Source organism: Streptomyces sp. NPDC019396 (genome assembly GCF_040632375.1).
Classification (GTDB): Bacteria; Actinomycetota; Actinomycetes; order Streptomycetales; family Streptomycetaceae; genus Streptomyces.
In genome coordinates, this window is record NZ_JBEYBS010000068.1 from 1 (window position 1) to 5013 (window position 5013).

General features: G+C 70.0%; 6 protein-coding genes. 2 read left to right on the plus strand and 4 right to left on the minus strand.

Annotated elements, in window-relative coordinates:
• Nucleotides 1-205 precede the first annotated feature (205 nt).
• From ABZ532_RS31220 to ABZ532_RS31230, 3 genes are all read right to left on the minus strand, one after another.
• A complete protein-coding gene (locus ABZ532_RS31220) occupies nucleotides 206-1102 on the minus strand; it encodes a sigma-70 family RNA polymerase sigma factor (protein WP_361291292.1) in 897 nt (298 codons plus the stop codon).
• Nucleotides 1103-1208: 106 nt separating this feature from the next.
• Nucleotides 1209-1445: a DUF397 domain-containing protein gene (locus tag ABZ532_RS31225; RefSeq protein ID WP_361291295.1), complete on the minus strand. Its 237-nt coding sequence runs from the start codon at nucleotides 1443-1445 to the stop codon at nucleotides 1209-1211.
• On the minus strand, nucleotides 1442-2278 hold the full coding sequence (locus ABZ532_RS31230; protein ID WP_361291298.1) for a helix-turn-helix transcriptional regulator: 837 nt from the start codon (nucleotides 2276-2278) through the stop codon (nucleotides 1442-1444). The genes ABZ532_RS31225 and ABZ532_RS31230 overlap by 4 nt, the downstream gene beginning before the upstream one ends.
• A gap of 155 nt (nucleotides 2279-2433) precedes the next feature.
• Between ABZ532_RS31230 and ABZ532_RS31235 the strand changes: the two genes are divergently transcribed.
• Nucleotides 2434-2850, plus strand: coding sequence for a hypothetical protein (locus tag ABZ532_RS31235; protein WP_361291301.1), 417 nt, complete (start codon nucleotides 2434-2436; stop codon nucleotides 2848-2850).
• A gap of 61 nt (nucleotides 2851-2911) precedes the next feature.
• Entirely contained in the window at nucleotides 2912-4042 is a 1131-nt protein-coding gene (locus ABZ532_RS31240; RefSeq protein WP_361291304.1) for a CapA family protein, read from the plus strand.
• A 30-nt stretch (nucleotides 4043-4072) separates the two neighbouring features.
• Here the strand turns inward: ABZ532_RS31240 and ABZ532_RS31245 are convergent, their stop codons facing one another.
• Nucleotides 4073-4744 (minus strand): GPP34 family phosphoprotein, encoded by a 672-nt coding sequence (locus tag ABZ532_RS31245; protein WP_361291307.1) that lies wholly within the window; start codon nucleotides 4742-4744, stop codon nucleotides 4073-4075.
• Nucleotides 4745-5013 lie beyond the last annotated feature (269 nt).

Sequence of the window (5013 nt, forward strand, 5' to 3'; positions counted from 1 at the left end):
CCGTCACCACCAACGGCAAGGTCAGGATCGTCGACAACGTCCCGACCAACTGCCAGGCCACCGGCACCAACCCCGTCCCCAACTGCTTCGGCTGATCCACCCGTCGACCGGGGCGGCCCATCGGCCGCCCCGGCCTACCCCAGACCGCGCGCCCCCGGGACCCCTCACCGGGGGCGGGCGCATGTCCGGGCCCAGGTAGTCCGTCTCAGGCGTCCAGCACCGTCACATCGATCCCGGCCAGTCGCTCCGGGTCGGCCAGGATGTCCAGCCGGACCACCTTGCCGTCCGTCCCGACGGTGAAGGCCATGACGGCGGCGGCGGTGTCGCCCTCGGGCACCGTGACCAGGCCCGGAGCGCCGTTGATGAGCGCGAGCCGGGCGAACGGGGAGAAGCGTCGGTACATGAACGCCTGGCCGGCCACCGCATGCGCCCCGCGCACCAGCTTCGAGCCGCCCTGGGGGCCCGGGACCGCCCCGCCGTCCACGCGCAGCTCGATGTCCGGGTCGAGCAGGGAGAGCAGGGCGTCGAAGTCGCCGCCGCGCGAGGCGGTGAGGAAGGCGTCCACGACCTCACGCTGCCGACTGAGATCGGCGTTGGGTGCGGGTGCCGCACCCTGGACGCGGCGCCGGGCGCGGCTGGCGAGCTGCCGGGCGGCGGTGGACGTACGGCCCACCATGGGGGCGATCTCGTCGAAGGGCACGGCGAACATGTCGTGCAGCACGAAGGCCAGCCGCTCCGCGGGCGGCAGCGCCTCAAGCACGACCAGCAGTGCGAGCCCGACCGAGTCGGCGACCAGTGCCTCCCGCTCGGGGTCGGTGCTTTTGATGCTGCTGACCACCGGGTCGGGTAGGTACACGTCCAGCGGGTCCTCCCGCCGTGAGGTGCGGGTGCGCAGCATGTCCAGGCACACCCGGCCGACGACCGTGGTCAGCCAGCCGCCGAGGTTCGCGACCTCGCTGGTGTCCGAGCGGCTGAGCTTCAGCCATGCCTCCTGGACGGCGTCATCCGCCTCGCTGAGCGAGCCGAGCATGCGGTACGCCACCGCCCGCAGATGGCTCCGATGGGCCTCGAAGCGCTCCGCCAGGTATTCGCCGTCGTTCATCGGTCACACACTCCCCGCCTGTTCCGCTGGTAATTCTTTGACGGAACGGACGGGGTGGATGTGACGAGCCCGGCCTCGCGGCTCGGTCGATCAGGCTCGGCGCGGCTCAGCTCTGCCAGGAGAGGAAGGCCGACCACGCCGGGGTGTCCACGGCGAAGCTGGGCCCGTCGATGACCTTGGAGTCGCGAAGGTGGACGGCGTGGGGGCCGGTGGCGACCTCGACGCACTCGCCGCCGCTGGAGCCGCTGTGGGAGGACTTGCGCCAGTCGAAGGCCACCTCGATGCAGTCGCCGCCGTTCGGGCTGCTGTAGCTGGACTTGAACCAGCGCAGGCTGTCGGTCATCTTTCCTCTCCCGCCAACTGCTCGATGCGGCCCAGCGATTCACGAGGACCCAGGGCCTGTGACCGGATCTTCGCATACCGCTGGGCGTAGGTGCTGACCTTTGCGGGGTCATTGATCATCAGGCTCTCGTCCTGGATCTCCAGATAGACCAGATGGTCATGCTCCGGGGTCTCGACAAGGTTCAGATTGCCGTAAGCTCCCGCGAACTCACCGCCGACCCCGGCGTCCAGCGGCAGCACCTGCAGGGTCACATTGCGCCGCTGGGCGCACTTCGCCAGGAACGTCAGCTGGTCGCGCATGATCTCCGCGCTGCCGATCGTGCGCCGTAACACCGACTCCTCCAGCACCAGCTCGATCAGGGGCACCGGCTGCCGGTCGAACAGCGCCTGCCGTGCCGTCCGCGCCTCCACCAGCTGCTCGACCCGCTCATCCGGCAGCGGCGGAAAACCCCCGCCGATCAGCGCCCGCGCGTACTCCGGGGTCTGGAACAGCCCGTGCACCACCAGCGTGGCGAAGAGGCGCAGTACCAGCGCCTTCTGCTCAAGACCCGAGTAGTCCCGGAACTGCCTCGGGTACTTCTCCCGGCGCAGGGGCGCCCGGGCGTCCTCGAAGAAGCCCAGGCCGTCCCCGACCTCCCGCTCCAGCGCCACAAGCATCGCGTCACTGGGAGCCTGCGCACAGGTCTCCGCCGCGCTCACCGCCGCCGCCGAGTACCCGATCCTGGTGCCGAGCTCCGGCTGCGACAGCCCGGCCCGCAGCCGCATCTTGCGGATCATGTCGGCCACCATCCGGGTGGCCGCACTCGCCGTTTCCTTGTTCTCCGAACGTGCCATACCGATCACCATCCAGGCTCAACCGGACTCAACCGGTCACTACCAGCTCACGCCGAATTCGACCCGATTCAAGGCGCGTTTGTGCTGGTCAACCGATGCACCACACCTCGGCCGTGTCACGGAAAACGCTAACCGGGAACCGCCAGACTGGATACGTGATTGCAGAAACTCGCCAAATCAGGATCGGCTGGGTTCCCGAACGCGGATTCCAGCTCCGAAAAGCAGGCGTCCAATTCGACGCGGTACGCGTCGACGGGGACCAGGGTCGCGATCTCGCCGACTTCCTCGGGGAGCTGACGGGCGGCGACCCCGGCCCCGTGGTCATGGAGGCCAACGGCCGGCAGGGCGTCTACTTCCTGCTGCCCGCGGGCAGCACGGGGCACCGGGCCTGGCCGCGCGGGGTGACCCGCCTCAACTCGGCGCCGGGCTCCATCAGTTTCGTGCCGGTGCCCGCCCTTACGGGCCGGACCTGGCCGCTTTCCTGGCGCTTTCCCCCGGTCGACGCGCACCGCTTTGTACATCCGCTGCTGCTGAGGTCGGCGGCGTCCGAAGTGCTGAGACCGACCCCCTGAGATGACCGCAGCCGCTATTTGTATGCGGCGGGAAAATAGTGATGGTGCGAAAATGTGCATCATGAGCCGGGCTGCCCCCGTCACGCTGTTTCTCAGTGGTGATGTGATGTCGGGCCGGGGCGTCGACCAGATCCTGCCGCACCCCGGGGACCCCGCCCTGCGGGAGGGGTACATACGCGACGCCCGCGACTACGTGGCCCTCGCGGAAGCGGTCAACGGGGCGATTCCCCAGCCTGTGGACTTCTCCTGGCCCTGGGGAGACGCCTTGGACGTCCTGGACGCCGAGTGCCCCGACGTACGCGTCATCGACCTGGAGAGCAGCGTCACCACCAGCGACGACTTCGCGCCCGGCAAGGCCGTCGCGTACCGCATGCATCCCGACAACGTCCCGTTTCTGGCGGCCCTGCGCCCCGATGTCTGCGCCCTGGCGAACAACCACGTGCTCGACTTCGGATACCGGGGCCTGGAGGAGACCGTGGACGTGCTCGATCGGGCCGGTCTGGGACCGGCAGGAGCGGGGCGGGACGCGGAAGCGGCACGGCGGACCGTCGCCGTCGATGTGGGTGACGGCCGCGGGCGGGTGCTCGTACTGTCCTGCGCGATGGCGTCGGCCGGTGTCCCCTCCCGCTGGGCGGCGGGGGACGGGCGGCCGGGAGTCGACTTCGTACCCGATCTCTCCGCCCGCAGCGCCGACGCCCTCGCGCGGCGGCTCGCGGCCGTGCGCGAGGACGGCGATCTGGCCGTGGTGTCGATCCACTGGGGGCCGAACTGGGGCTACGGCGTCTCGCAGAGCCAGACCGCGTTCGCCCGCAGGCTGGTGGACGGCGGCGTGGACCTCGTCCACGGCCACTCGTCCCACCACCCACTCCCCGTCCATGTGTACCGGGGCAAGCTCATCCTCTTCGGCTGCGGCGACCTGGTCGACGACTACGAGGGCATCACCGGCTATGAGCGCTACCGCGACGACCTGCGGCTGATGTACTTCCCCACGCTCGACCCGGACACGGGGCGGCTGCTGGAGCTGCGGATGGCGCCGATGCACGCCAGGCGCATGCGTCTGGAGCACGCCTCGCCTGCCGACCGTGCCTGGCTGAGCGAGGTGCTGAGCAGGGCCGGGCGGGCGTTCGGTACACACGTGGAGCCCGCTCCGGGTCGCGAGGAGTATCTGACGTTGCGCTGGTGGCGGCGCTGAACCGTCACTTCACACATCAGGTCCCACAGGTCACGTCATCGTGGTCACCACGACCGTCGCCGTGATCGCCGCCATCGCCGCCTGCATGTTGCGGATGGCCTCGCGCACGCCGTCCCCCGCCCACTGGCCCGACGCGATCTCCGTCATCCGTGGCTCGACCTGCTTCTTGGGCACCTCGGGGAAGGCCAGCTTGTACAGCTTCGCGCCCTGAAGCAGCGCGACGAGCCCCGAGGTGCGGGCGTCGGGTGCGGCACCCTGGAGCACCACGTCCGCCAGCCGCGCCCGCAGCTCCCGCTCGACCGTGCCGTCCGCCTCCGGGTAGCGGCGTACCGGGAAGATCCCGAGCGCCCTGCGCCGCTCCTCGATCACCAGACCCCGTGCGCACAGGCTCTCGACCGTCGCGGACACGGCCTTCGACTGGTCCTTGGTCAGCCAGTCGGTGACCCGGCGCCTGCCGCCACGGTTCGCCCACGTGGTGAGCACCTCCAGCCGCTGGTCGAGGAGCGCGACCCCGGTGGGGGTGGTGTCGGTGACACCGAGCCGTCCGTCCGTGACGGTGACCCGCTCCGCCATGGCCAGCTCCAGCAGAATCCCGCCCGCGACCGCCCACCCCGCGGACTGCCTTTCCTTCGCGGCGCCGGACTCGTCGTCCAGCGCCAGCAGCGTGATCTCCTCGGCCAGCGTGACGTACGTGCCGGTCATTCGACGCACTCCCCTTCGTCCACACATGGCGACGTCCCCTGTCCTTCTCGTCGCCTTCTCCGAACGGGGAGACACCGTGGCCGTCCATCCGGTTCCTCGTGATTCCGGGCATACGCCCGCCCCCGGGGAGAGGAACCGGGGGCGGGCGGTCTGGGGAGGTGTCGGTGGTTGCTGTCAGCCGAAGCAGTTGGGGACGGGGTTGGTGCCGGTGGCCTGGCAGTTGGTCGGGACGTTGTCGACGATCCTGACCTTGCCGTTGGTGGTGACGG

Excerpts from the sequence above, each read along its gene's own strand:
- ABZ532_RS31240 (WP_361291304.1), top strand. The coding sequence starts at position 2,912 with ATGAGCCGGGCTGCCCCCGTCACGCTGTTTCTCAGTGGTGATGTGATG.
- ABZ532_RS31245 (WP_361291307.1), bottom strand. The coding sequence starts at position 4,744 with ATGACCGGCACGTACGTCACGCTGGCCGAGGAGATCACGCTGCTGGCG.
- ABZ532_RS31220 (WP_361291292.1), bottom strand. The coding sequence starts at position 1,102 with ATGAACGACGGCGAATACCTGGCGGAGCGCTTCGAGGCCCATCGGAGC.
- ABZ532_RS31230 (WP_361291298.1), bottom strand. The coding sequence starts at position 2,278 with ATGGCACGTTCGGAGAACAAGGAAACGGCGAGTGCGGCCACCCGGATG.
- ABZ532_RS31225 (WP_361291295.1), bottom strand. The coding sequence starts at position 1,445 with ATGACCGACAGCCTGCGCTGGTTCAAGTCCAGCTACAGCAGCCCGAAC.